This is a genomic window from Microcoleus sp. Pol1C5 (genome assembly GCF_036701115.1).
Lineage (GTDB): Bacteria > Cyanobacteriota > Cyanobacteriia > Cyanobacteriales > Microcoleaceae > Microcoleus.
On sequence record NZ_JAUBQE010000012.1, the window covers coordinates 112,174 to 135,742 of the forward strand.

The 23,569-nt window shown below is 46.6% G+C and carries 18 protein-coding genes and 1 pseudogene; 15 read left to right on the forward strand and 4 right to left on the reverse strand.

Translation table 11 applies throughout. The features are described 5' to 3' along the window. Nucleotides 1-152: 152 nt before the first annotated feature. The 11 genes from QUA23_RS09420 (at nt 153) to QUA23_RS09470 (ending at nt 15,596) form a co-directional block, all read left to right on the forward strand. Entirely contained in the window at nt 153-803 is a 651-nt protein-coding gene (locus QUA23_RS09420; protein ID WP_333075442.1) for a PD-(D/E)XK nuclease family protein, read from the forward strand. Nucleotides 804-1,334: 531 nt separating this feature from the next. Then, entirely contained in the window at nt 1,335-1,664 is a 330-nt protein-coding gene (locus QUA23_RS09425) for a hypothetical protein (RefSeq protein ID WP_333075443.1), read from the forward strand. Nucleotides 1,665-2,153: 489 nt separating this feature from the next. Then, a complete protein-coding gene (locus tag QUA23_RS09430; protein ID WP_333075445.1) occupies nt 2,154-2,576 on the forward strand; it encodes a plasmid mobilization protein in 423 nt (140 codons plus the stop codon). A 110-nt stretch (nt 2,577-2,686) separates the two neighbouring features. Further along, nucleotides 2,687-5,053 carry a hypothetical protein gene (locus tag QUA23_RS09435; protein WP_333075446.1) on the forward strand — a complete coding sequence of 789 codons (2,367 nt, stop codon included), beginning with the start codon at nt 2,687-2,689 and terminating at the stop codon, nt 5,051-5,053. Nucleotides 5,054-5,074: 21 nt separating this feature from the next. Continuing rightward, entirely contained in the window at nt 5,075-5,791 is a 717-nt protein-coding gene (locus tag QUA23_RS09440) for a hypothetical protein (protein ID WP_333075448.1), read from the forward strand. A gap of 16 nt (nt 5,792-5,807) precedes the next feature. Next, complete coding sequence (locus QUA23_RS09445) at nt 5,808-9,059, forward strand: hypothetical protein (RefSeq protein ID WP_333075450.1); 3,252 nt, start codon at nt 5,808-5,810, stop codon at nt 9,057-9,059. A gap of 5 nt (nt 9,060-9,064) precedes the next feature. Further along, entirely contained in the window at nt 9,065-10,072 is a 1,008-nt protein-coding gene (locus QUA23_RS09450) for a hypothetical protein (RefSeq protein ID WP_333075451.1), read from the forward strand. Between the two features lie 265 nt (nt 10,073-10,337). After that, nucleotides 10,338-11,468 carry a hypothetical protein gene (locus QUA23_RS09455; protein ID WP_333075452.1) on the forward strand — a complete coding sequence of 377 codons (1,131 nt, stop codon included), beginning with the start codon at nt 10,338-10,340 and terminating at the stop codon, nt 11,466-11,468. 523 nt (nt 11,469-11,991) lie between these two features. Further along, nucleotides 11,992-12,708 (forward strand): hypothetical protein, encoded by a 717-nt coding sequence (locus QUA23_RS09460; protein WP_333075453.1) that lies wholly within the window; start codon nt 11,992-11,994, stop codon nt 12,706-12,708. A 14-nt stretch (nt 12,709-12,722) separates the two neighbouring features. Then, a complete protein-coding gene (locus tag QUA23_RS09465) occupies nt 12,723-14,717 on the forward strand; it encodes a hypothetical protein (RefSeq protein ID WP_333075454.1) in 1,995 nt (664 codons plus the stop codon). Between the two features lie 126 nt (nt 14,718-14,843). After that, nucleotides 14,844-15,596, forward strand: coding sequence for a hypothetical protein (locus QUA23_RS09470; protein WP_333075455.1), 753 nt, complete (start codon nt 14,844-14,846; stop codon nt 15,594-15,596). 193 nt (nt 15,597-15,789) lie between these two features. Here QUA23_RS09470 and QUA23_RS09475 read toward each other — a convergent pair whose 3' ends face one another. From QUA23_RS09475 to QUA23_RS09485, 3 genes are all read right to left on the reverse strand, one after another. Beyond that, a complete protein-coding gene (locus QUA23_RS09475; protein ID WP_333075457.1) occupies nt 15,790-16,029 on the reverse strand; it encodes a hypothetical protein in 240 nt (79 codons plus the stop codon). Nucleotides 16,030-16,334: 305 nt separating this feature from the next. Next, complete coding sequence (locus tag QUA23_RS09480; RefSeq protein ID WP_333075459.1) at nt 16,335-16,610, reverse strand: lipase; 276 nt, start codon at nt 16,608-16,610, stop codon at nt 16,335-16,337. A gap of 152 nt (nt 16,611-16,762) precedes the next feature. Next, nucleotides 16,763-17,098, reverse strand: coding sequence for a helix-turn-helix transcriptional regulator (locus QUA23_RS09485; protein ID WP_333110354.1), 336 nt, complete (start codon nt 17,096-17,098; stop codon nt 16,763-16,765). 838 nt (nt 17,099-17,936) lie between these two features. On the opposite strand from QUA23_RS09485, the gene QUA23_RS09490 reads away from it, so the two are divergent. The 4 genes from QUA23_RS09490 (at nt 17,937) to QUA23_RS09505 (ending at nt 23,053) form a co-directional block, all read left to right on the forward strand. Further along, nucleotides 17,937-21,683, forward strand: a complete 3,747-nt coding sequence (locus QUA23_RS09490; protein WP_333075462.1) for a DUF3987 domain-containing protein — start codon at nt 17,937-17,939, stop codon at nt 21,681-21,683. A 27-nt stretch (nt 21,684-21,710) separates the two neighbouring features. Further along, complete coding sequence (locus QUA23_RS09495) at nt 21,711-21,878, forward strand: hypothetical protein (RefSeq protein WP_333075464.1); 168 nt, start codon at nt 21,711-21,713, stop codon at nt 21,876-21,878. 288 nt (nt 21,879-22,166) lie between these two features. Continuing rightward, nucleotides 22,167-22,508, forward strand: a complete 342-nt coding sequence (locus tag QUA23_RS09500; protein WP_333075466.1) for a hypothetical protein — start codon at nt 22,167-22,169, stop codon at nt 22,506-22,508. Between the two features lie 317 nt (nt 22,509-22,825). Next, a complete protein-coding gene (locus tag QUA23_RS09505) occupies nt 22,826-23,053 on the forward strand; it encodes a hypothetical protein (protein WP_333075468.1) in 228 nt (75 codons plus the stop codon). Between the two features lie 315 nt (nt 23,054-23,368). Here QUA23_RS09505 and QUA23_RS09510 read toward each other — a convergent pair. Beyond that, nucleotides 23,369-23,569: pseudogene (locus QUA23_RS09510) on the reverse strand (vitamin K epoxide reductase family protein); the annotation flags it as partial.

A 23,569-nucleotide genomic window follows, 5' to 3' on the forward strand; every position in this document is an offset into this window, starting at 1 on the left:
CCTCCCAGTGAATTTGAGGCATTCAAATTATGGAAACACGACAACTTTCTCTTTTTCCCGAAGAATCAGGACAAGGTTTCTCAAACACTTCCCCTCGAAAATCAAAGACCACTCACCAATCAACGTCTACCAAATTCCCCAAGGAAACCAAAATGACTCAACCCGCTGCTAAAAAACGTTCAAAACCTTATATCTGGGTGACTTGGCTTTCTGGCTTAATGGCTCAAGAAAAGCAGTGCCAGTTCACAGCATGGTCGTTGGCTCACTACCAGTTCCCCAAACTACCCAGTGATTTTGACTCCTCTGCACATGACAAGATGGTAATCCAACAGAAAATGCAATATCAAGCCCAAAAGTCTGCTGTCTATGTTGAGGATGACAATTCCTTCACAATTAACGGGAAGACTTGCGACATCGGTGGCAAGCCGGACATTGTAGTGAATGATTTTGGTCAGATCATCATAGAAGATTGTAAATCCGGCAAGCAGAAAATTGCACACAAGTATCAAGTGCTAATTTATATGCTGCTTTTTCCTCTCTCGCCTAAAGGCAAACTTCTCTGCCAAGGTCAGACTCCCGCAGGACGGCTGGTGTATCCCGATGAAATAGTAGAAATTTCTCCATTAGATGTTGATAGTGAATTCAAGGATTTCTTCCTCCAAACTGTTGCCATAATTAGTGGCTCAACTCCTCCACCTCAAGCGCCGAGTCACTGGGAATGTCGCTATTGCAACGTTCCCGCAACCTATTGTCCAGCACGCATTGAGTTAGGTGCGAACATAGGCGAACACGCCCTCTTTTAAGACTAGATAGTTGCGACCCTCTGCCTGCCCAGACAGTCGGAGGGTTTTTACCGTCGCGTTGCTGATTCAGGTACTAACCCCGCTGATGTTACGACTGCGACAAAGGTCAGGTTCTAAGAGGTAATACCCGCCAGCAATAAGCGGAAGCTGCATCCTCCACACAGAGGGTGCAACTTTTTGTGAGAAGGAACGCACCACGATAGTTAGTGAAAGCCACAAAAAGCTTGATATTTTAACCCTTCTATTTCCTCTTATTCCCTCTTATTTCCTAATATCTCCTACTTGTCCCTCAAAAATCTTAAATTTTTCTCCAATTTTTACAAAAATTAATTAAGTTAAATTAACTTTCGCTGCTTTTTAATTGATTTTTTGTACTCCGACACCTCTTAAATCCTCCTAGTTAGTGTGCTAGTCGCATAGCAAGCCATGTCAAATGTACGTACAAGAAGGGTAAAAACGAGTAAATCGCCCAAATTGTCCACTTGTCAGAATTTGTGCAAAAGGCAAGGACATATTTTCGCTTCGGCAAAAGTGGCTAACGAATACCTCTCCTCTGGCTACCGCCAGTCAGCAGAGCGATCGCTTACCCTTAAAATTGACCAAATGCCACAAAAACACTACGCGCCCCCTGAAATGGCGCATCCAACCCATGCAATCGGCCCTGAAGCGAATACGATCGCCCTGCCTGACCATTGGGTGCAACCGGATTTTAACTTTGGGGATACGGTGAAAACCAACGACGAATCTTATATCGTCATGGGCTTAGTAATGGACACAGACTTGGACATTTGGAAATACCTGTGTCGCAGCCGGGATAACACAGAGCGATTCTTCTGGGAATATCAACTCAGACTTGCTTAAACCCCCAGCACGAAATATTAAGACTTTGTTGAGCGACGGCGATCGCAAACTAATAACCGTCCTCAACAAATAAGCGCTATTGGCTGTAAACCATGCTCAACAATGATGTAATTTGCAGGCTTCCATACAACAATGTCCGACTTTGACAATTTCATTGGCTACAAGCAATCCAGGCAGCAGTATCCACCCTCGAATCAGCCATTTGGATGATAAAAAATACTCTGGTAGCTTCTCACTAATGCGACCTGTGACCGAACAAAACATAAACCGAAAGAAACAGCCTCATCTCCAACAGAATTGCTGAAAATTGAATCAATAAAAGCAATGGATGAATTACGGCGCAAGCCTTGCCATCAAGGTTCAGGAAATTGTAGCGAGCATCGGTTGCTCAGCATTAAGTTAACTTGTGATGCCAACAATCGCTCTGACCTAACCCATTGCTGTTTAACTTGGCCTTAATAAACCATTAGTTAGCCCGAGAAAATTGATGTGCTTACAACTGCAACTTTCCCCAAAAACAAACTTTCCCAACCCAACGGAAAGACTGAAGTAGTCCGAGTGCGCCTAACCACCTTTGAAAAGGCAGATTTAGTGAAGCGTGCCGCAGAATCAGGTGAAAAAAGCCTGTCTGACTACTTGCGTAAACGCGCTTTTAGCCTTGACCGCACAGTTCCCGCTATCAATGAAGGAACTTGTGCCCAACTGCGAATAATGAGTACGCACATTTGCCAAATGACCAGGGGTATAGAGACAGCAGTAAAAGCAGGAAACTTACCCAAACAAAGTCTAGAACTTCTGCAAAAATTCAGCAGAATGCTAGGCGAGTATCACCAAGAACTAAGAGGCAAAGTCAGGAGAGAACTTTTGAGCGAAACCTGCGAACAAAGACCCCCGCTTGGGGATTACCAATAAAGCGAGCGCTCAACTAGCCAATAGTCCTGTTTGACAATCTCAAGCGCTGCTGAAAATTCAAGCTCAAACCTAATGATAACCTCGATTTTTCTCGTAGGAGGTGAGAAAAAATGGCGGCAAAACTCTCAACTAAGCCCAACTCCAAAAGACAATTTTCTGCCCCAAAGCGTACTTGGTCTGTCCTAACAGCCACAGATCCCAAACACGTCAAAAAACTGGAACACATTCAGGAAACCCTCGATGCTGCCATAGAAACAATCCAAGAAGAAGGTGGCATTGAGGACTGGGAAGATTTCAAAAACTTCGTTGAATCCTTCAACAAACGACCCGACAGAATCAATGATTCTGGCAATCAGAAAGCTAGTGTCAGCATGGATTTAGTTACTGAAGGAAAAGGAGGCGAGGTATCTGGCTTTGTTTTCTATTTAACTAAAGACCCCAGCCAGAGAACCAGCGGTGTCTATTTAGTTAAAAATTTGAAACAGGCTGGCGTCGAAACGAAAGACAATAACAATTACTATACTCCATCCCAAATTATGGACTTAATCGGGCTGGATGCCAGTGATGAATTAGAGGAGGACGGCATTTCCGAAGAATTTGATGAAGAACTAGATGATGAATTGGAAGATGACTTAAGCGATTTAGAACTAGATGATGAATTGGAAGATGACTTAAGCGATTTAGAAGAAGATGCAGACTTTCCCAGCCACCATACGCCAACTCGCAAGTCATTGCAGTCCAAACGCCAGCTAGGAAAGTCAGTAGCTTCTCAAAAAAATGCCAGCAAAACGCAAAAAAAGGAGGAAGAAGATAATATTGAAGAACTACTTTCTGATGATGAGGATGCTCCTATACCCAATGGTGTATTGGGCAAGATAGCTAAAAATCGCCGCGTTCTAAATCAGAATCATAACGGACAAATCAAGCAAAAAGCTGCTGAACAGCCCGACGCAAAATATCCCTTCCTTGACACGCTTGAAACTGTTCTAAAAGAAACCGATCGTCAAGGTGCAAGTGCCGCTTCTATGGGAAGCGAAATTAACGGATTAACCGTAAGTGGCTTAACCGTCCAAACTGTCTCTTTAATGGGTCTACTTGGAGCCAAGAGTATTGGGGATCTAATTGATTACATTGAACGAGCGAGGGAAAAGGAACAGGCAGAAAAACTCGAAAAAATTCTCGAACAAATTGACTCATTAAACGATCGCGCCGACCGAGTTGCGACTCGTGCTAAACACGCTGATGTCATTTCCAGCATAGAGGCAATAGATACCCGCACTGAAAAACTTGCTGAACGGGCTAAGCAGGTATTAGAACCGCCTGCTGCAACTGAACCAGAGGAATTGGAAACGAGTCAGCCTCAGAGAAGCGATCGCGACATTGAAGCCAAGGGCACCAACGGAATTAAAATCAACAATCCCGAAGCCAAGGCAGCTCAAATTGGCGAAAAAATTGGCGATCTAGAGAGCAAGCTCAACCCAAACTCCCAGAAATCTACGCCTCTAAAGCTCGATAAAGATACCAGCATCAGCGAACAGTTAGACCAAATTCAAGACTATTTAGGCAACCTCTCAAAGAGGTTGGATCGCCTTGAAAGTATCGTTGACGAACTGGAACATAAAATGACCGTTCAGATGCCTGTTGAATCAGAATTTAATCCTAATTCACAAGTGCCAGAAACTCGTCAAAAAGTTCAGCCCACAGTTACTGCACCTAACAGTATCGACAAGGAGGAAAGCGAACCCGAGGATCTTCTTAGTAAAATGGTAGCTCAAACAAAAGTACAGCAGCAGCGAGAAACTGTAGCAGATTGCTTAGTCAATTATGCTTTCGCTACGGGGCAGTCTCCCCAATCGGATATTGCTTTTGATGGTGGCGGCAGCTTGAATGTAACTGCTGAAAACAACGAAGTTAAAGTTGTCGTAAAAGGCAGCGATAATACCGAAATTTTTTCTGGAACCAAGAATGGATCTCGCTGGAAATTTGAGCCGGATCGGGACAAGCTAACTCCAGAAGAAAGAGAAGCCATTTTCAAATTGCCTCAGTCGGAAGAAGAATACAACAAGCTAGCAACTGCCCAGGCTTTAGTTGAAAAGTTTCAGGACACCTTCCCCAAACGCTTTAGCGGGGAAAAAGATCCAGTGTTTCCTTGGAAAGAATCGCGTCGCGAAGATGGCACGACCGGGGCAGTCAAATACGAATTTGAAATACTGGATCTGCCGGACGGGTCAAAACAACTGATAGGAACTGACCCCCGCCAAGGTGACGCACAAGTGTTCGATGCCGTTCTGGTCAAAGGAAAGCCGCCAGACGTTCGGCAGTGTCACATTGCTGTTGAAGAAATGGAGGCTGTAGTGGGCTCCCCAGAGCCACAAAAAACTCAATTTAGAGATTCTCAAGCATCTAAAAACTACAACTATACCTCGCCAGAACGCAAAGAACAGTCGCGAGAAGACCGCGACGAATTGCAAGCTTAAACTACTTTGAGGAGAAACCCAATGCAAAACGATTACTTGAACAACAACTACCGCTCTCATGGCGATCGCGCCAGCGTTGCTAACCTAGGCATTACCCACAAACGCCGCAGGCATTTTAGCACATTCATGCGTAAATTCAAGCTCAATAACGCCGATTTAGCCTTCATTGCAATTTGCCTAATTGCAGCCATTTATCTAATTCTTGTCCAGCCCTTATTTGTCAGCGTATTTAGCTGTGCATCTCTGGTGTGCTTCGGACTGTGGCAAATTGCCCGCAGCGTTCCCATCCTCGAAAAACTGCTGGGCAGCAAAATTCGCTTCTGGCATTTAGCTGTCGCTGTCATCACAGTAACAATGTTCCTGAATAACTTTCAGACCCCAGCACAAGCCATCTTTCTAAGCGGTCTCCAAGCGTTTATGACCAATCTAGCAAGCGAAGCTGGAGCAGCAGGAGGAGGAACAGCCATTGACGAATCAACGATCGTTTTAATTTTCAATGCCATTCGAGGCGTATTTCTCTTGCTAGTAGCCGCCGCAGCTTTATTCGCTTACAACCAAGCGCAGCAAGGCAATGATTGGCGTCCAATTGTCACCCAAATTGCCCTCGCCTTCGGCATTGTGATTGCCATAGACGTAGTAACGTTCTTGTTCGTCGGCGACGGCAGCGGTACTACAGCCGGCTTGGTTCCCAACCTTCCTCCGCTGGGAGTGATTACAAGTTTGACCTCTTGGAACTAAGAAAAAGGAGTCACCAATGGCTTTGCGAGATCCAGAAAAAGACTTTATCAGAGTCAATAAAATCCTGGGCAAACAAGCAAGTATCGGGTTTATTCCAGCCAATCAAATTCTACCTTGGTGCTTCTTGACCGCCATTGCATACATCTTAACGATGGGTCTATTTAGCCTGGGACTGGGTTGGTTCTTCACTGTCTCGCTTTGGCTGATTGTAAGCTGGTGGCTCCTAACAGGAAATCAACCCCACCTCTTTACTGACAAATTCCGCAAGCCCCCCGGAGATGAGTGGTGCAGCGGCGACAGCTTCTATATTTCTCCCATCTCTTCCCTGCGCCCTCCTAGCATCCAAGGCAAGCCTTACGATTCGCAAATCCGAATCAAATTGAAGCCCAAAATTGTACCCAATCAATATGGTGGAAGGAGCAAATTTATGCCTTTCCAAAATGAAATTAACCTCTGTTGTTTGGTGGAAATTGAAAAAGATGGCAGGCAAGTATCTGGAATGCTCCTCAATAACGGAACTAGCTACCAACTGGTATTTGGATTCCGCCTCCGAGGGCTTCACAACCTACTGTTTAGGAACGAAGTGTCGGCATTTGCAGCTTCTCTTGAAGAAGGAATGAAAGACATCCCACCCAGTGAAAAAATCACTTTCTGCACCGGCTGTTACAGCAGCGATGCTGCGAGGCAAAAAGAGTTAGAGCAATTGGCTGACACCGCTGAACTCCAACCCATATCTGTACTGCTCCGAAACGAACAGTACCGCCTCCGCCAACAAACTCATCAAGGTACCAGGCAGGTATGGGAGCAAATTGCTTTCTGTACTTGGACGGCCGATAACGAAGGCGAAACCATCTCCAGAGATTTCATTGGCAAAGCCATTGATGGGGTCAAAAAATTGTGCGATTCGATTGTGGAAACCATTGCGGGCAACACGCGAATTTACAGAGAGCAATTTTACACGAAACTGCTACTCAACTCTTTTGAACAAGGATTCCTCCGCTGGGAAATTCTCCTGAATACCAAAATGGGCCTCGAAATTAGTCCCATGAATTCATCTGAACTTTGGGAGTGGCTGTGGCAGCGATTTAACAGCAGTAAACCACCGCAAATCCCTCAAGTTGTTAAACTTGAAGAAACGCCTTCTGGCTATCACCTCAGCGAAACTAAGACTACTGAAAAACACATTTCTACAGTTTTGATTGAAGGAACGAATGGCGTATTCTCCTGCCCCGAACACCGCAAGAGCAACAACCGCGTCTATCTGACGGGAAAGGGAAAAGAATGCGCTGTTCTGACAATGTATGACGCGCCCGCAGGCTGGATTAATACCCGCCAGCAATTGAAATGGATTTGGGAGGTGATGTCCTCAAGCTACGTCCGCGATACAGAAGCTATTGTAGAAATTAGCGCCGGAAATTCCCTTGTAATTAATGATAACTTGGCCCGACAAGCGAAAGGAGCAAAAGCCGCTAGCAGCAGAGCTATAACTAAAGGGCAAGGGCGCGATATTGGCGCTGAAATTAAACAGGAGGAATCTTTCGACGCCCAGCGCCGGCTTTACCAAGGAGCCGTACCCCTCAATGCAGCCGTTGCCTTTTTAGTGTACAGAAATACTGCGGAAGAATTAAGCCAAGCCTGTAACGTACTCTCTAATAGTTTTGGAACTGCGAAAGTCATCCGCGAGCGGAACATTGCCTGGGATATTTGGCTGCAATGCCTGCCCATTACTTGGAAATGGTTGCTGCATAGCGGTTCATTTTTGAGCGAACGCCGCCTCACCCTCGACACTGAAACTGCTGCTGGAATTCTGCCGCTAACAGTTCCCCGCGATTTGGATAAAAAAGGAGTTGAATTTATTACCCATCGAGGCGGAAAGCCAATTTTTATTGATTTGTTCTACAACCAAATTAGCCGCGCTTTAATTACTGGCGAATCTGGTTCAGGCAAGAGCGTTTTGGGGTGGCGTTTTACCGCTGAAGCTCTGGCGAATAATATCCCTGTTGTCGGGATGGACATCAGCAGCGGGGGTAACAGTACCTTCAAAACCGCGATCGAACTTTTGGGCGATCGAGGCGCATATTACGACATCAGTCAAGGATCTAGCAATTTAGTAGAACCGCCAGACCTCCGCAAGTTCGACAAAGCTGAAAGAGAGCGGCGGATGGAATCTTGGAAAGAATTTATCCGCAAAGCTCTGGTGGCGATCGCTATGGGCAAAATTCACAATCCCCACCTAGCCCAGCGGGTAGATTCAATTATCCTGCGAATGCTCGATATGTACCTTAGAGATCCAGAAATCATCGCTCGCTACAACAAGGCATTTGAAAGAGGGTGGCGATCTCCCGAATGGCAGCAAATGCCAACTCTCCAAGATTTGCTGAGGTTTTGCAGCAAAGAAAGGCTCAACCTCAAATCGTTTGAAGAACTGGATAGGCTAGCCATCAATCAAATCCTCAGCCAAGGAAATGCTTTGCTAACATCCCGCTTGGGAAAAGCGATCGGTCAGCCCAGCACGTTTTCGCCGGAACCTGCTGTTAAGTTCTTTGCCCTATCGGGACTGTCTAACGAACAAGATGCCTATTTAATGGCAATTAACGCCCATGCTGCTTGCATCCGCAACGCTCTTTCTCACCCCAAAAGCTTATTTATTGGAGACGAATTGAGCGTCCTACTCAAAAAAGATGGTTTTGCATCAGTTGTCGGCGAACTCTGCGCCACTGGCAGAAAAGATGGCATAGCTGTCTTGCTATTGAGCCAAGATTTTGATGCTATCTGCGAATGTTCCGCAGGAGCACAAATTCTGCAAAATATGGTCTACCGAATTACCGGAAGAATAACCAATTCTGGGGTAGCAGCCGCTCACAAATATTTGGGGTACGACCCGCAAATTATCAGTTCAAATGCAACGGAATCTTTTCTGCCAAGAGCTGCTGACCTCTACTCGTGCTGGCTGATTGAGAAAGGAGGAAGATTTTGGCGATCGCGATTCTACCCCGGAGAGATGATGTTGGCATCAGTTGCTAACAATCAAAATGAAAAAGAAGCCCGAGATCGCATCATGGCTCAATATCCTCCTACCCTCAAAGGGCAGCTTCAAGGGCTAAAGCATTTCACCCAAGAATACATTGCAGCAGTGAAAGAAGGAAAAGGCTTCGACCACATTGGTCAAAATTTAGAAATTACTACCATAACTGCCAATGCTCAGCCAAAAATGGCATCCGATGTTCACAGCAACAATTCTCAATTTTTGGCAAAAATACCAAAATAACTCCCATGAAATACCGACTTCAATTGATGCAGCAACCTGCTACAAAACTCGCAGCAGTTTCCCTGTTAGCCAGCTTGGAATTAATCGTTCAAGTCAGGCCAAGTTTAGCTCAAGCAACTCCTCCTTTCGTACCCGGTACACAAGAAACGACCGTGAAAACTCCAGCCCCAAGCGTTTTCGTGCCCGGTACACAAGAAGCGGCTGTAAAATCTCCAACCCCAAACGCTTTCATCCCAAGTACACAAGAAACGGCTGTGAGATATCCAGCCCCAACTGCGGGAAGTTTCTTAGCTCCCATTGAAGATGTTTTCAAACAAGTCAACAATTTTATCGGCGACATCCAAGGTTTCGTGCAAAACGAGCTATTTGGCTCTTTAAACGAACTCCTTTCCTCTTCTCTCGGAGCTATCCAAATTCCTGATTTGAGCCAAGTCAGCAGCCAAATTATTAAGGCTCCAACGTCCCAGACAGAAGGAACGAAACTGTCAGATTTACTCGAAACTAAGTCGAGCAAATTAGACGGCAAAGGTTCCTATGCCATCATGTCTGACTTAGACGCTCAAGCTCAGCGCAGCGCCGCTATCGGCATAGCTGACGGAGCAACCCTCAGCAAAGAAGCTCAAAACAACAGCTTCCAAGTGTTAGAAGCTACTCGACAAGATACCGAACAAAACGTCCAATTGGGCGAAGAATCGCAGAGCCTCGACGTTACTCAACAAATTCTCCAAAACCTCTCGCAGCAGACCGCATTGGGCGCACAAGTCCAGATGCGAAATTTACAGGAAGCTCAGCAAGCTCGCACAGATCGGGCCATTAATAACGTGCTGCTATCGCAAGCTGCTAAGGAAATATCCGCGCTCAACACGGGCGATCGCCGAGGCAGTACTGCGTCTGGAAACCAAGCCAGCTACCAGGCGGGAATGCTGATGCTCCCCGGCGGCGGCTACTTGGGAAAACCGAGTGGCAGCAACACAATCCCGATTTCAACTAACAGGTTCGCCGCTCCCGATTAATGCTCCGAGCAGTTAAATTGAATCGGCGATCGTCTCTTGGCTTAGCAAAGATTTTGACAAGACAAATTGAGCGTAGCTGTTGACTGTATCGCTCTAAAAAAAATTGTCAAGTATCGCTCTTAAAAAGTTTGTCAAGCGCTTCTGACACGGCTGGCTTGAATGCAAAGTTGGGGAGCAAGCAGACATCACCGACGACTATTGCCTAGTTTGCATGCCGACTGACCGTGTTGTTGAATACAAAGTTGAAAATTTTTCCTAAAAACAAATGATGGAATTTCTAGCACAAATTACACCACCGACGAGTGGCGCAGAAGGGTCATCCTTGGACATTGTTAGCGAGTCAATTAACCTGGCTAAGACTACCTCAGAATCTTGGGACAAAGTTTGGATTAGCACGATTGACCCGATCGCTTCTGGGCTGTGGGTTGGTCTAGTATCGCTCGGCATCACCCTAGCAGCCGTCAGCATCCTCTTCTTAACTCTAAGCAGCGGGAAAGACATTATCGAAAAGCAGTCATGGTCAGAACTGGCAGCACTGTTCGTCTGGCCGCTCGTCATCATGTTGTTCCTCGGCGCTAACGGCAAATTGCTAGCAAATACCGTCATTTTTACCAGGAGCTTTGCTTACAGGCAAGTCCAAGGTGTCCTCGAAGCGCAACTAGGAGGAATGACATTTAGGGACGCGATCGCCAACGTCACTATCAGCAACATCGGCCGGCAACAACTCGAAAATCTCTACGGCGAATGCCGAAATAAAGTAGGAGAAGAACTGGTTACTTGCTGGAATTCCAAGCAAGAAGCTGCTCAGAAAATTGTTAGCGAAGCAGAGAGGCAAGCCGCCGGCTCAGCCCCTCTGCAAGCGCTGCGGGCTTTTGCTGAAATCCTCTGGAATAATAGCTTGCCCGGCGCTGCTCAAGATGCCGCGACTTTTATAACTGACCCCGGTTCAGTGTTTAGAGAAAAAGCAGTGCCAATCATCCGATTCATTCTATATAGCATCCAGTGGGCGTTTGTCAACATCCTTGAAGCAGCGCTCTTACTAACAGCACTCTTTTCGCCGATCGCGATGGGGCTGTCGCTACTTCCCTTGCAGGGCCGACCGATTTGGGCTTGGGCAACTGGATTTCTGAGTTTATTTGGCGTCCAACTTGGATACAACATCGTCGTCGGATTGGCAGCCACCGTGCTAGTCAATTCTGGAGCCGAATTAGCTAGCGATGTTGCCTTTCTCTTTTTAATCAGCATTTTCGCACCCGGATTAGCTCTATTAATCGCCGGCGGAGGAGGAATTGCCCTGTACAGCGGCATCGCTAGCAATGCCAAACAACTCGTCGATGTTTTGAGCAACGCTATAGGAGCGGCCGCTAATTTGGCAATGAACAAAGGATTTAAGTGATGTCAACGTTACTCGTAATTGATGATTCGTAATTCGTAATTACCCACGCATAAATGCGAGCTAGTGAAACTAATTCGCTTCTCGGCAGTTAGTAACTTGTAATTATAAATGGCTTTCATTATTGCAACTTATTAACTGCTATGTATGACTGGAATTGCAAAGTATAAATTGCGAATTACTAATTATCTGCTCGTAGTTGGTAGCTTTAAGTGAATTATGGATTAGTAATGGCGAATTACTAATTATTCGGTCACTGACCCTGGCACTAAAAGCTTCTGGAGTGGAAAGTAGCTAAACATAACTTACGCAAAAGTTGGCTTGACACACTACCCGTAAAAGTAGCTAAACATGACTTACGCAAATAAACATGACTTACGCAAAAATTGTCTTGACACACTACCCATAGCGGTTAACTGCGCCACAAGCACCACGCAAGCGATTGCATCCTAGACTTTAGATCTACTGGTGGCGTGTTTTATCCCGACTTAAAAGTACGGTTTTTTCACACTTACCGAAACGTTTTATGAAGGTACAAAGATTTTCACAAACTGCATTGTTGCCAGAAGCTAAAAATCTACTGGCTTTGTGCTTCCTCATCTTAACTGGAGTGAATATCCTCTCCCTAATTCTGCACCTGTTTGTCGCGTATCGAATCAACTTGGTAGCTGCTATGAAGACAACGCAAGTCCAGCTAATCAACGGTCAAACTTACTATGTAGCGGAACGAGATAGGTTTTTTCGGTATCCCTCAGTTATCCAAAATTTTGTCAAAACTTGGGCCGAGTTAACCTTCAACTGGGACAATAAAATACCAGGAACTAACGAGACAGATTCAGGAATTAAAGTCAATTCCAAACGAGTTCCTACCAGCAGTTATTTTGCTTCGTTACTCCTAGAATCCTATTTTGGCAAAGCTTCTCTACCTGACATAGCTGAACTCGTACCCAATAAAGTTTTTACGGGTCAATTGCGAGCAACAGTCATCATTTCTTTTTTATCCGAACCCAGAGAAGTCCGTCCGGGCGAATGGGAAATTGACATGATTGCTACCCGGTTGCTCGTCGATCGCACGTCAGGAATTGATGAAAGAATTCCTTTTAATCGCACTTTCCGAATCAAAGCTGTAGAAATCCAAACCCCGCCGCTAGGTAGCCAAGCCTCAGCTTTTGAACAAAAAGTTTACGAGCTTCGCTCGGCGGGCTTAGAAATCACCAAAATTACCGAATTTAAACCCAAGTAATAGCAGGTAAAAACATGAACGAAAAAGAACTTCAAAATGGGCGCGAATTTGATGGCGAACCAGATGAAATTGAAGAAATTTTTTACAGTACGCCACCTAGCAGCACAACTAGCCACCCTTTTAATGGCAACAACTCCTCTAATGGAGCCAATAACTTTTCCAACAGTTTTAATGGCAACAACTCCTCTAATGGAGCCAATAACTTTTCCAACAGTTCTAACGGTTTTCAGGCAGCTAACGCTCCTAATGGCGCTATCCGCAATGGTAAAAAGTTGAGCCGTGAGGAGGAAAGAGAATTGGCTGGGCATGACGGAGACGCCGATGAATTATTGGCCTCCGAGCACAGAATTAAACAGGACAGCGAAGGACCAGAAACCCGCTCTGTTTCTGAGAAGCCCGAAGTTCGGACGTTTTCAGTATTAATGGGTACTGGCGCAGTTCTCGGCATTTTGGGATTCTTTTGGTTTGTGTTCTTTGCTCCTAAACCCGTCCGCCAACAGGCAAAGACGGCGAACCCTAAACCAACTCAAGTTTCTGAAGACGAGTCAGGAGAACTAAAAAGCCGATTGGCATTTCAAGATCAGCAGCGGGCGCTAGAAGTTCAGCCTCCTGAACCTAAAAATCGATCGACCCCTGCTTCCAAACCGACGCCTGCACCAAAACCTGCACCAGCCGCTAGAAGGTCTCAAACCCCGAGACCGGTTCAAAACTTTAATCCGCCACCGAGGACGGTACAGACCATTCCTCCTCCACAGCCGCCATTACCGCGCCCTGCACAGTCGCCTGCACCGCCCCCGCCTCGCCCTCGTCCGACGCCATTACCGCGCCCTGTGCCGCCACCCGCACTGCTGGCACTTCGACCTGCGCCACCACCCCGGTCGCCTTCACCAGAAAAAGTAGACCCTTACGAGCGCTGGGCGCAATTAGCTTCTCTGGGGCAAAGCAGAGGTCAAGCAATTAAAGAGCTAAATGCTGAAGGTATTTCTGCCAGTTCCGCAACTTTTCCTAGCGCAATCGCGCCGGGGATGACAGCGGCAAGCTACCCTGCCGTGCCGCCAGCAATGCCAGTACCGGCACCGCCCCCCAGTGCAGTAGCAATTGCGCCAGTAGCAGCACCGGTACCATTGTCCCAACAGCAGCCGGTGCCGCCGATTTCTCAAAACCCGCAGCCAGTGCTAGTCAGTTCGCCAAAAAGCCCACAATCGGCTGCACCAATGCAAGAGATACCCGCGATCGCAATTGGAGCTCCTGGCTCGGCCGTAAACGCCAAGGTCATGAGCCCTGGAGAAGCTGGAATCCTCAACCGCACGACCGCCGACGAAAACACTGAAGGCAGCACAGCAATGAGAGAGATAGCCATCGGGTCATCTGCTCAAGCCAAGGTAATCGTGCCGATGATTTGGGACGAAGCAGGCCAAAGCCCAACAGCCGGAAGGTTTGCCGTCCAATTGACCGAGGACATAATGGCAACTGATGGGGCGATCGCCTTACCATCTGGCACCGTCTTAATCACTCAAGTAGAAAATGTCACGCGCGGAAATCGACTGGTTTCTCAAAGCGTGGTGGCGCTTGTTTACCCCGATTCTGCTGGCCGCATCCAACAAGTACCCATTCCTCCCGGATACTTAATCGTTCGCGGAACCGATAACCAACCTCTCATTGCCGACAGTTTATTTGACAGAGGTTCTGAAATAGCCAAGGCTGATATTTTAGTGGGAATTCTCGGCAGCTTGGGGCGGGTAGGAGAAATAATTAATCGACCCGCCCAAGAGACTTTCAGCCAGCAGAGCGGCTTTTTTGGAAGTACGGCTGTTAAAACCACAACCTCGCGTGAACCCAACATCCTAGCAGCCGCTTTAGAGGGATTCTTTACACCTACTGCCCAACGGCTGCGAGAAAGAGCGGATCGCAACGCGCAAGAACTTTTGAAGCGAGGCAACGTGGCGATCGTACCAGAAGGAACTCAAGTTTCAGTATTCGTCAATGCCTTTGTCACAGTGCAGAGATAACGGAGTTGACATCTTCCCCGCCCTAAAGGAACGGAGATTCCAAGAATCACTTCTTGGACTTCCTCTTTCCATGACTCGGCTTACTCAGACCGGGCTTTATACAAAAAATTTGCAGGTAATATAACCATGAAAAAACTCACTCGGAAAATTCGTCTGGCTTTACTTTCTCCTGCCTTACTAATTGCCACTGCATTCAGCAATGTCAATATTGGGCAAGCTCAAACATCGGCCCTAAAAATTGTAGGAAGAGATGCAGCAACAAATGCAACTACCAACCTTCAAGTATGGTCTGGCCGTTCCAGCGTTATTGACTTTAGCCAGACTGGTGAAGTCATTACGTACATCCGGTTGGCAGATCCGTCCAGGGCTGTCTTTAACACTGATGCTGAATTAAAAACTAACCAAGCTAGAACCATATTTGTCCAACCGATTCAACCCTTACAATTCCCTGGCGCTACAACAGCAAACATTACTAACCTGTTTGTTAAAACTCGCTCTCCTGAAGGAATTGAACGCCTTTATACTTTCAATGTCGTTCACCGGGACGGGCAACCTACTAATAATGGCATTGCCATCTCTACGGTAGTGCCTGGGCAGGAGCCAAGCGTAACTTTAGCAGACAATCGAACGGCGACGCTCAGGGACATCGAAGGGGGATTAGACATTGCCATCCGAAGAGGTTACACGCCTCCCAATGACCCCGTTGTCTTCAAAGTTCGAGAGTTCATTGCTCTAGCTCGAAATGGCACAGCTATTGCTAAAGCTGCTGAAAAAACTAATCTATCAATGTCTGTTGTTATTTCACTAGGGCAGTTAGGGTTGAGCCGCGAACCTTTGTATGAAATTCCAAAAACGCCATCTCATAAGCTCTCCCTTTAACTGGAACTCCAGGAAATTAAATCCGTTTGCTCAACCACAAATTTCAACTTCGTATCAAGCAATAGTCCGGACAGTTTTTAGCTCAAAGCCTGAAATTCTTAATTTTTTGTTGGTAGTTTTGCTTTGAGCTCGGGCTAAAACCCGCATTCTATGGTTGACACTCTAAAACTGTCCGAAGTGTCGATTGAGAACATTAGTTGTCATCGGTAACGTCTTCATCTGTAGAAACTGGTAATGGCTGCCCTACAGACAACAAAGTGCTTTGCGGTAACTTATTTTCTATCTGCCTTAACATTGCCTCAAGCTCTACTCTTGGACTGGTTTGTAGGCCTGGACACTGTGCAATTCCATTGGCATCCGTACTCGAACGCTTATTAAGTTGGATGCCATAGCTCCCTGTTTCTGCTAACAGTTCGTAAGAGTGAAACTGCATGGGCTCTCCAAGACGTGCCTCTTGAATATGTTTAAAATAAAATTCACGTTGCATATAATCAATCAGGCAATCTTGAACTACAAGGACAAGATGCTTGCTGAGACGCTCAAATGTTTAAATTTTGGGCCTTGCTGAAATGATGTTCCCGTTCCATATTCAATTAATTATTCCTATCGAGCATTACTCACCGCACGCGATTGCTAAACCATACCCCAATTAACCAACGCAAAACTTGGTTATTTTACTCTAAGTTTGACCTCAGTTCCTACTTTCCCATCTCAAATTTATAGGTCATTTTTTAGGAACTATCTCATTGAAGCTATAGCTATAGATAGGGGTTCAGCCACTTGTAAGTCTTCAATCAGATTATCAACCCACCCCTGATAAGAGATGTATGGCACCTTAAAAACAGGTCTTAACTCTTCCCAATCCTCCACTTGAAAAAGATAGGGCGCTAACTGTTCTAAGTAGGAACGACCGAACTGAAATTCCATGTCGAGATTCCGAATCTTCGACAGTAATTTTTCTGTAACAGAAGTTTTTTCAAAGATATCTAATTCTGAAATACCCTTAACTGCCATGCTGTCTATTAACAAGACATAAAGCCTTTTGCGGGATGTTATATCCGGTAATAAATCAGCTTTAATACGTTGTAAAAATAAGTCGCGCTTCTGAATTTGTTCGGCAGTTACCGTGGCATTGAAATATTGAATAAATGGATCTTTTTCTATTGTTAAGACGCTTTCCGATACTTCTGCTGTCGTGCTTTTTTTTTACGAGTTATCGCCTCATACGGATCTTCATCCCCTTCCGCATATTGCATCAACTCTGTCATAGACCAACCGATCGCATAGGCAAACTGCATTAACTTTTGCAGCCTTGGATCGGCTTTTCCCTCGCACCAGTTAGCCAGCGTGTTGAATGCAATTCCAGTTAGTCTCCCTAACTCCCTAGAGCTACCAACGCGCTCATCTTCCACCAACGCCGTTATTAACAGACCAAGACGTTTGTGGATTCGATTATCTACTACTACATTTTCTTCTACTTCTGCTGACATTCCAGTTTCCAACTAGCCTTCGTAGTAATGGCAGGGGTGGTTAGACGACCTACATTATACCAGGATAACTTATCTAACTGCCGTCGCAAATCCCTGGTTTGAGGTAAGTACACATTTAAGGTATTTCGTCAAGCTCTAATTAGATGCGATTGCCCTGGGTGTACAAATAACTGAGGGTGATGCCTCAACCTGACTTTAACAAATCTTTACTTGATCAAATTTATGGTCGGCTATACGATTGTTTATGGTCAACCTTGTGACCATCACTCCAATACAAGCCAATAATTGGCTTTTCTGAGAGTATACCCTTTATGAGAAAAATATTGCCTCACTCTAAACTCTAGCCGAGTCGCAAGTGAGGCTGTTGGATGACTCAAAGCGAACAGTTAGTCAGAAAAACAACCTTAGAATCCCCATTCTGAACGTTTTTCTTTAATCTGAGCGCTTCTTACAAATCAAATAACCGGGGTCTTTTGACAGTTATGACCACCGATCCTAGTCACAGTCATAGCCGAAGTTCTTAACCCTTCTCAAAGCCGGAGCTTTCAGCCCTTTTAGGAGCCGGAGCTTTTAACCCTTCTCAGAGCCGGAGCTTTTAACCCTTTTGGGAGTTGAAGCTTTTAACCCTTTTGGGAGCCGGAATATTTAGCCCTTTTGGGAGCCAAAAATTTTAGTGTTAGTCCCTGCGGAAATTTTTAGCCCCTTTGGGAACCAAAAATTTTAGTGTTAGTTCTCCAATAATACCAAATCAGAAGCTCTGAATCAACAGATATGTTCTGGTAACTCTAACATCTAAGACCTTTTTGTTTGAAACTCCGGCTCCCGCAAACCCTTTATGTAGGAGCTTTCCATGTCTAACAACTCATCCCCTAGCGACCTAAATATTCGTCTTTTTCAAGGCTTATCCCGGATTCCTTCTGACTGGCAGCTCTGCCTGCTAGACGGCAAAAAAGTCCCACAGGGCATAGGCTGGCAGCAAAAACCGCTCAGTCCCGCCCAAATGAAAGAAGCTACAACCAACGGCTGGACGGTAGACAAAGCAGATCGCACTCAATACCGCTGCTACCCCAAAGGCTACGGACTGATAACGGGTACGCCAGTTACCATCGATGGCGATACCTATTACTTAATGGCGCTAGACCAGGATGGAGCTTCTGCCAGAGAAAAAATTCTCGAACTCTCAGGCCCAGAAGAATTACCCAAAACGGTCGCCTTTACCTCCGGTCGTCCTGGCCGCTGCCAATACCTATTCCTAGTCCCAGAACAATACGCCGGAGCTATCCGCACCAAAAAATTCCCCACAGACACTATCGGAGACGACGGCAAAGGCGAACAGCTCGAACTCCGCTGGGCGGGGTTGCAATCCTGCCTGCCTCCCAGCGTCCACCCGACTACTGGCGAGTACGTCTGGCTCAAAGGCTGCGCTCCCGATGAAACGAGCGTGGCATTAGCCCCGCAGTGGATCGTTGAACAAATGCTGACCGAACCGCTGGGAGAATCAGAAAATTCTGAACTCCTCCCTCTAGAAAAAGCTCTAGAAGAAGCTCTTGCCAATTCTACCGCTCCCGCCCCCCGCCGACGACAGCTACACCGCACTCACCGCCCAGAACCGGAGTGGACTGATATCGATTGGGCGCTATCCTACCTAGCTGCTCTGTCTCCCGGCCGCGCCGATAACTACGACAAATGGTGCGGCGTGGGAATGGTTCTCAACTCCATCGATGATTCTCTCCTCTATGAATGGGACAAGTGGAGCCGCCAATCCCCCAAATACAAGCCGGGAGAATGCGACAAAAAATGGAGGAGTTTCAAAAGCAGTGGGGTGGGCATCGGCACGCTAGCGTACTGGGCGAAAGAGGATGGGTGGACTTCACAATTTAAGGGACACAGTGCAGCCGACAGTCAAAAAAATGGACAGCAGAAAGCAACTCAAAATTCCCAAGACATTAGCAATACGAGCGAACTAAATCCTGCTAACCAAAACTCTGAAGAGAGCGATCGCACGGGCGGCAGCGAACCTAATTCTGGTTCACCTTCTAACGGCTTCGGTGTCAACAGCTCCAACAGCGATCACTACTTGTACAATCGCGTTACTGCCATTATTAACAGTGAAATCAACCCGCCCCAACAGACAGCCGCTTTAATTGAACTATCCGCCCGTGAAAGGTTTCCTTTGAAAGGAGTCAAAGATTTAGCCACCGAAGTAGAAACTCATATTAGTTACGGAGCAACTCACGCACAAGAAGTTCAAAAACTCAAAAAAATCCTCAATTACCGCCAACAGCAACTAGACATCGCTCAAATTCTGCCCGCTCCTCTAGCCGCTTCAATTTTGACTAAAGCCGCTTCTGACCGCATCGACCCCATTTACATTTACCAATACCTCCTCTCCGCTTGCGGTAGCCAAATGGGGGGGCATATTGGAATCATTGGCAAAAAAGGTGCAACAATAGCCGACAGTTGGGTAGAGTATCCTATCTTCTGGACAATGGTAGTTGCTTTAGCTTCGGCTGGCAAAAGCCAGACAATGCGAGCCGTTTTTGGCAGTATCAAACAGCGTTACAAGCGAGCCAAATCCGCATACGATCGGCTCAAAGAAAACTTAAAAAAGCTAGAAGAAGCGTGGCCACAAAAATCTACTCAAGAGAAAGAAAAACTCAAAAATAGCCCGTCAAATCCCGCAGTCTTTAAAGCTTCAATGCCTCCCCCCGTGCCCAAGCAATTTATTGAAGCAGGAAGTCCCGAAGGTGTTCTGCGGCGGATGAGCGAACTCTCTACCAGGACTGGTAGCGCTTGGGTTTTCGACGAATTGGTGCGGTTGTTGAAGCTGGATCAGTATAAAGACAAGGGGGGAGATACTCGGCAAATCTTGCTACAAATGTGGAACTCGCCCGCAGATATTGAATTTGAACGGGCTGACGATAAAGATGCCTTTGAACTTAAAGATTTGTGCTTGAATTTGACAGGGGCTACTCAATTATCCAAAGTCCAACAATTGTTTAGCGACCCCGACGACGGCGACGGGCTAATCAGCCGCTTTTTAATAGCGGTGCCGTCAACTCCTGATAACTTTGCAGTTTGGTCAGACTCGCAAGTTGCAATCTCCGGGGAATTGCAAGAATTGTACGACCACCTGCGATCGCTGCACGGCGATCTCCGAGAGCTAGCGGGGTTGTCTGCCGAAAGTGAAGATGGAGAATTGCCCCCCGTCCTGCTGTCGTTTACGGCCGAGGCTCATCTGCGGTGGAAGCGGTGGTGGGAAGAAGTCAGGCGCAACCAACAAGCAGTGGAATTTGAAGACCCAGCATTTTATGCCTATTTGGGCAAAATGCTGTCTCAAACCTTGAGGTTAGCCCTCTTGCTGCACTGCATGGAATTGAAGTACGAAGAAAAGCCAGACCCGCTGCGCGTCGGCCTCGATACCTTAGAGCGGGCGATCGCGGCGGCTAAGTTCAGCATCGGGCAATTCCGCATCTTGCAAACGAATAACCACGCCTCCGATTCAGCCGGAGCCCATCTCTCCTTAATTTACACCTATGCCCTGCGTTCGGGGGAGGAGGTTTCAGCCGCTCAAGTCCAGAACAGCGTCTTCAAACGGTGCAAGCGCAAACCCACATTAGCTGAAATTCGCTCCAACTTCGCCGTTCTCACAGAAAACGGGTATGCACTTCTCTCTGGCAAGGGAAAAGATCTCCGCATTCGAGCGCTTCCATTATCTAAAACCCGCGTCGGAATTCCGACAGATTCCGGCAAAAGTTCCGGCATTCCAGAAATGACTGAAGCGCTTGCCAGGGTTAACGTTGAACCCCCCTTAACCCGCTATTCCGGCAATTCCGACACTCCAGCGCGGCGCTCCGGCAATTTACAAGATGAATGGGTGAGTCCGGCATCATCCATGTACGCCTCGCTATCGGAAGCTGCTACTGCGATGCCGACAGCGAGCGAATTGAAAATAGAAGAAGATTCGCCACCTGCTACCGCAGCGCCGACGGTAAGCGAATTGAAAATAGAAGAGGATTCGCCACCTGCTACTGCAATGCCGACGGTGAGCGAATCAGAAATATTCGAGGATTCGCCGCCTGCTCAAATGTGTCGGAATTGTCGGAATTCTGACATCGATGAGGTTTCAGAAGTTGAGCCCGAGCCAATTGTAGGCGATGAAAATTTGTCGGAAAATGGTCGGAACGAAGTCGGAATTTCCGACGAGTTAGGCGGTGAAGGAGACGATGCCAATAGTGAATGGAAGGGTGAGTTAGATCCAAGTGACGATGCCAACAGCGAATGGAAGGGTGAGTTAGATCCAGGTGACGATTCAGACTTGGATAGCGACCCGCTATACGGCGATCGCGTGCCAAAACCGACTGCGCCGCCCGACCGCATTGGCAGTACGGAACTAGCACCTCCAGGCGCGTCTAGCATCCGGAGCAATAGTGACAAGGAGGCTGCCACAGCTCGCTCTCGCCCCGATCTTCTGCCCAATCCCGCTATTCTACCCACCGAGTCGCAGACTTCCAAAACACCCGCTGACCAACCTTACCCCACTGTTGAACTGACCGAACGCCCAACCCTGGACGAAAGTGAGGCGAGTTCCCCGTAACGACTTGCGTAGCCGAAAAACGGAATAATGACGCCTACAGGCAATTTGCGGATCGTGTTAGACAACGTGACTGTCCAAGTTGAACTCCATTTCTGTGGGATGGAAGGCCGCGCGATCGCGCGCGGAGGTCAGCTTGTCGATGATGGAAAATTTTCCATTGCCTTTCTCACGGACGCACCACTCCGTAAAATTTGAGTCCGCAAGGGGGCCGGTCGGTTTGTTGATGATGGAAAATTTTCCATGGGCTTCCTACAACGATCGCCACTTATTAAAAGCTGAGTTCGCAAGGACGCTGACCAGCAAATTGATGATGGAAATTTTTCCATTGGTTTGATTCGTGCTTGCTACTTGTCACATAAGTTCAGTAGACCTCTTGCAAAAGTAGGCGGGCGCGATCGCGACGGTGCATAGTAAAAATAGCTTCAATGCTGGCGCGGGGGTCAAAGTGCTGCAAATGTTGTAGTAATAACCAATCTGCCAAATTTGAAAAGTGCGCTCCGAGTTTACGGTCAACGTTACGGCATCGAAGCAATGTTTAAAGACTGTAAAACTGGAGGATATAACCTAGAGGGTTGTCAAGCATCACCTGACAAATTAATTTCGTTGACGATTTTAATAGCTTTGGCGATGACTTCCGCATGGCTACGAGGGAAAAGAACTCAGCTTCAAGGACAAGAAAAGTATGTGTGCCGTCCCCAAGAGAAAGGTAGAAATAGAAGAAGACATAGCAAGTTCTGGATTGGTTTATATGGCGAAAATTGGTTAATTGCCCATGACTGCTGTCGGAAGTGGGTAGAATTACAAGATGAGTTTAGTTCGCAATAAGCAGTCATTTTACCAGAAAGGGCAAAGAGCTATAAAGCTAGCTGGTAGAGCAACCACTTTAGCCTCGTTGTCGCCCCCTGAAATCCCAATGTCACGGTTTACGAAACTGGCAGTAATCTCAGTTTTGGATACCCGCTTATCTTTGTCGGTCGGTATCCGGCTCAGGACATCTTCATGAGCAAGCAAGCCGATTTCATGCTTGCGGTCTACGACGGCAAAAGTCGCGGAGTGAGAGCCAACTTGACGCGGATGCCACCAAATCGTATCCGCATTATCCGAGTTTAGCTTTCACGCTCATTAACCAAACAGGAACTCGAATGAAAGTATTTTTTACAGGGCCAGACCATCTAGAAATAATCCATCCTCAAGTCAGCTTGAGAATCTGCAAAGTAATTGACCTCAATGCCGAAATCTTGATTGGAAACTTTAGCGACTTTGACGAAATTGCTTTAGAAATCTTATTTATTTTAGAATATCCTAAAGTTACCGTTTATCAAAGTGCAAACAAGGATAATCTGGGGTATCCGATCGTCAATGTCCGTTAATATCCCGCTCAAGATATTGCTATGAGCGCAGAAGCCGATTTCATGCTTGCCGTTTGCGACGATAAAAGTCCCAGAGTTCCTGACAATCTCCAACGAATGCCCAAAAATCGTATTCGTCTCATCCGACTTTAGTTTCTCTCAGGAACAGAAACAATCAACAGTTTCTGTTCCTGAGAAAGTAACAAACTATAATCGATCGCCCATTAGCTACAACCGCACGATTACCATAAATATAAAATTGTGTATTTTTTCATACCTTAAACCGAGATGCGTGCGATCGACTAAGATTAGGTCGATCGCCAAAAATCACTCTTGTCAACGTTCCTGATTTGAGAGTTTTTTAAATTCGCGACTTCCCTGATAGCCAGATAAATCAGCTAACTCCTGCAAAGATTTTTGCCCTTGGTAAAACTTACCGTTAATTTCCCAAGTAGGAGTCCCCTGAATCTTGGCAGCTTCGCAAAGATCGCGGCGAGCATTTTTCCCTTGCGGATTGCACTCGATATAATTGATAAT

Coding starts and splice junctions, on each gene's coding strand:
- QUA23_RS09420 (WP_333075442.1), top strand. CDS start 153: ATGACTCAACCCGCTGCTAAAAAACGTTCAAAACCTTATATCTGGGTG.
- QUA23_RS09440 (WP_333075448.1), top strand. CDS start 5,075: ATGCAAAACGATTACTTGAACAACAACTACCGCTCTCATGGCGATCGC.
- QUA23_RS09490 (WP_333075462.1), top strand. CDS start 17,937: ATGTCTAACAACTCATCCCCTAGCGACCTAAATATTCGTCTTTTTCAA.
- QUA23_RS09455 (WP_333075452.1), top strand. CDS start 10,338: ATGATGGAATTTCTAGCACAAATTACACCACCGACGAGTGGCGCAGAA.
- QUA23_RS09465 (WP_333075454.1), top strand. CDS start 12,723: ATGAACGAAAAAGAACTTCAAAATGGGCGCGAATTTGATGGCGAACCA.
- QUA23_RS09450 (WP_333075451.1), top strand. CDS start 9,065: ATGAAATACCGACTTCAATTGATGCAGCAACCTGCTACAAAACTCGCA.
- QUA23_RS09505 (WP_333075468.1), top strand. CDS start 22,826: ATGAAAGTATTTTTTACAGGGCCAGACCATCTAGAAATAATCCATCCT.
- QUA23_RS09470 (WP_333075455.1), top strand. CDS start 14,844: ATGAAAAAACTCACTCGGAAAATTCGTCTGGCTTTACTTTCTCCTGCC.
- QUA23_RS09435 (WP_333075446.1), top strand. CDS start 2,687: ATGGCGGCAAAACTCTCAACTAAGCCCAACTCCAAAAGACAATTTTCT.
- QUA23_RS09460 (WP_333075453.1), top strand. CDS start 11,992: ATGAAGGTACAAAGATTTTCACAAACTGCATTGTTGCCAGAAGCTAAA.
- QUA23_RS09445 (WP_333075450.1), top strand. CDS start 5,808: ATGGCTTTGCGAGATCCAGAAAAAGACTTTATCAGAGTCAATAAAATC.
- QUA23_RS09495 (WP_333075464.1), top strand. CDS start 21,711: ATGACGCCTACAGGCAATTTGCGGATCGTGTTAGACAACGTGACTGTC.
- QUA23_RS09475 (WP_333075457.1), bottom strand. CDS start 16,029: ATGCAGTTTCACTCTTACGAACTGTTAGCAGAAACAGGGAGCTATGGC.
- QUA23_RS09480 (WP_333075459.1), bottom strand. CDS start 16,610: ATGGCAGTTAAGGGTATTTCAGAATTAGATATCTTTGAAAAAACTTCT.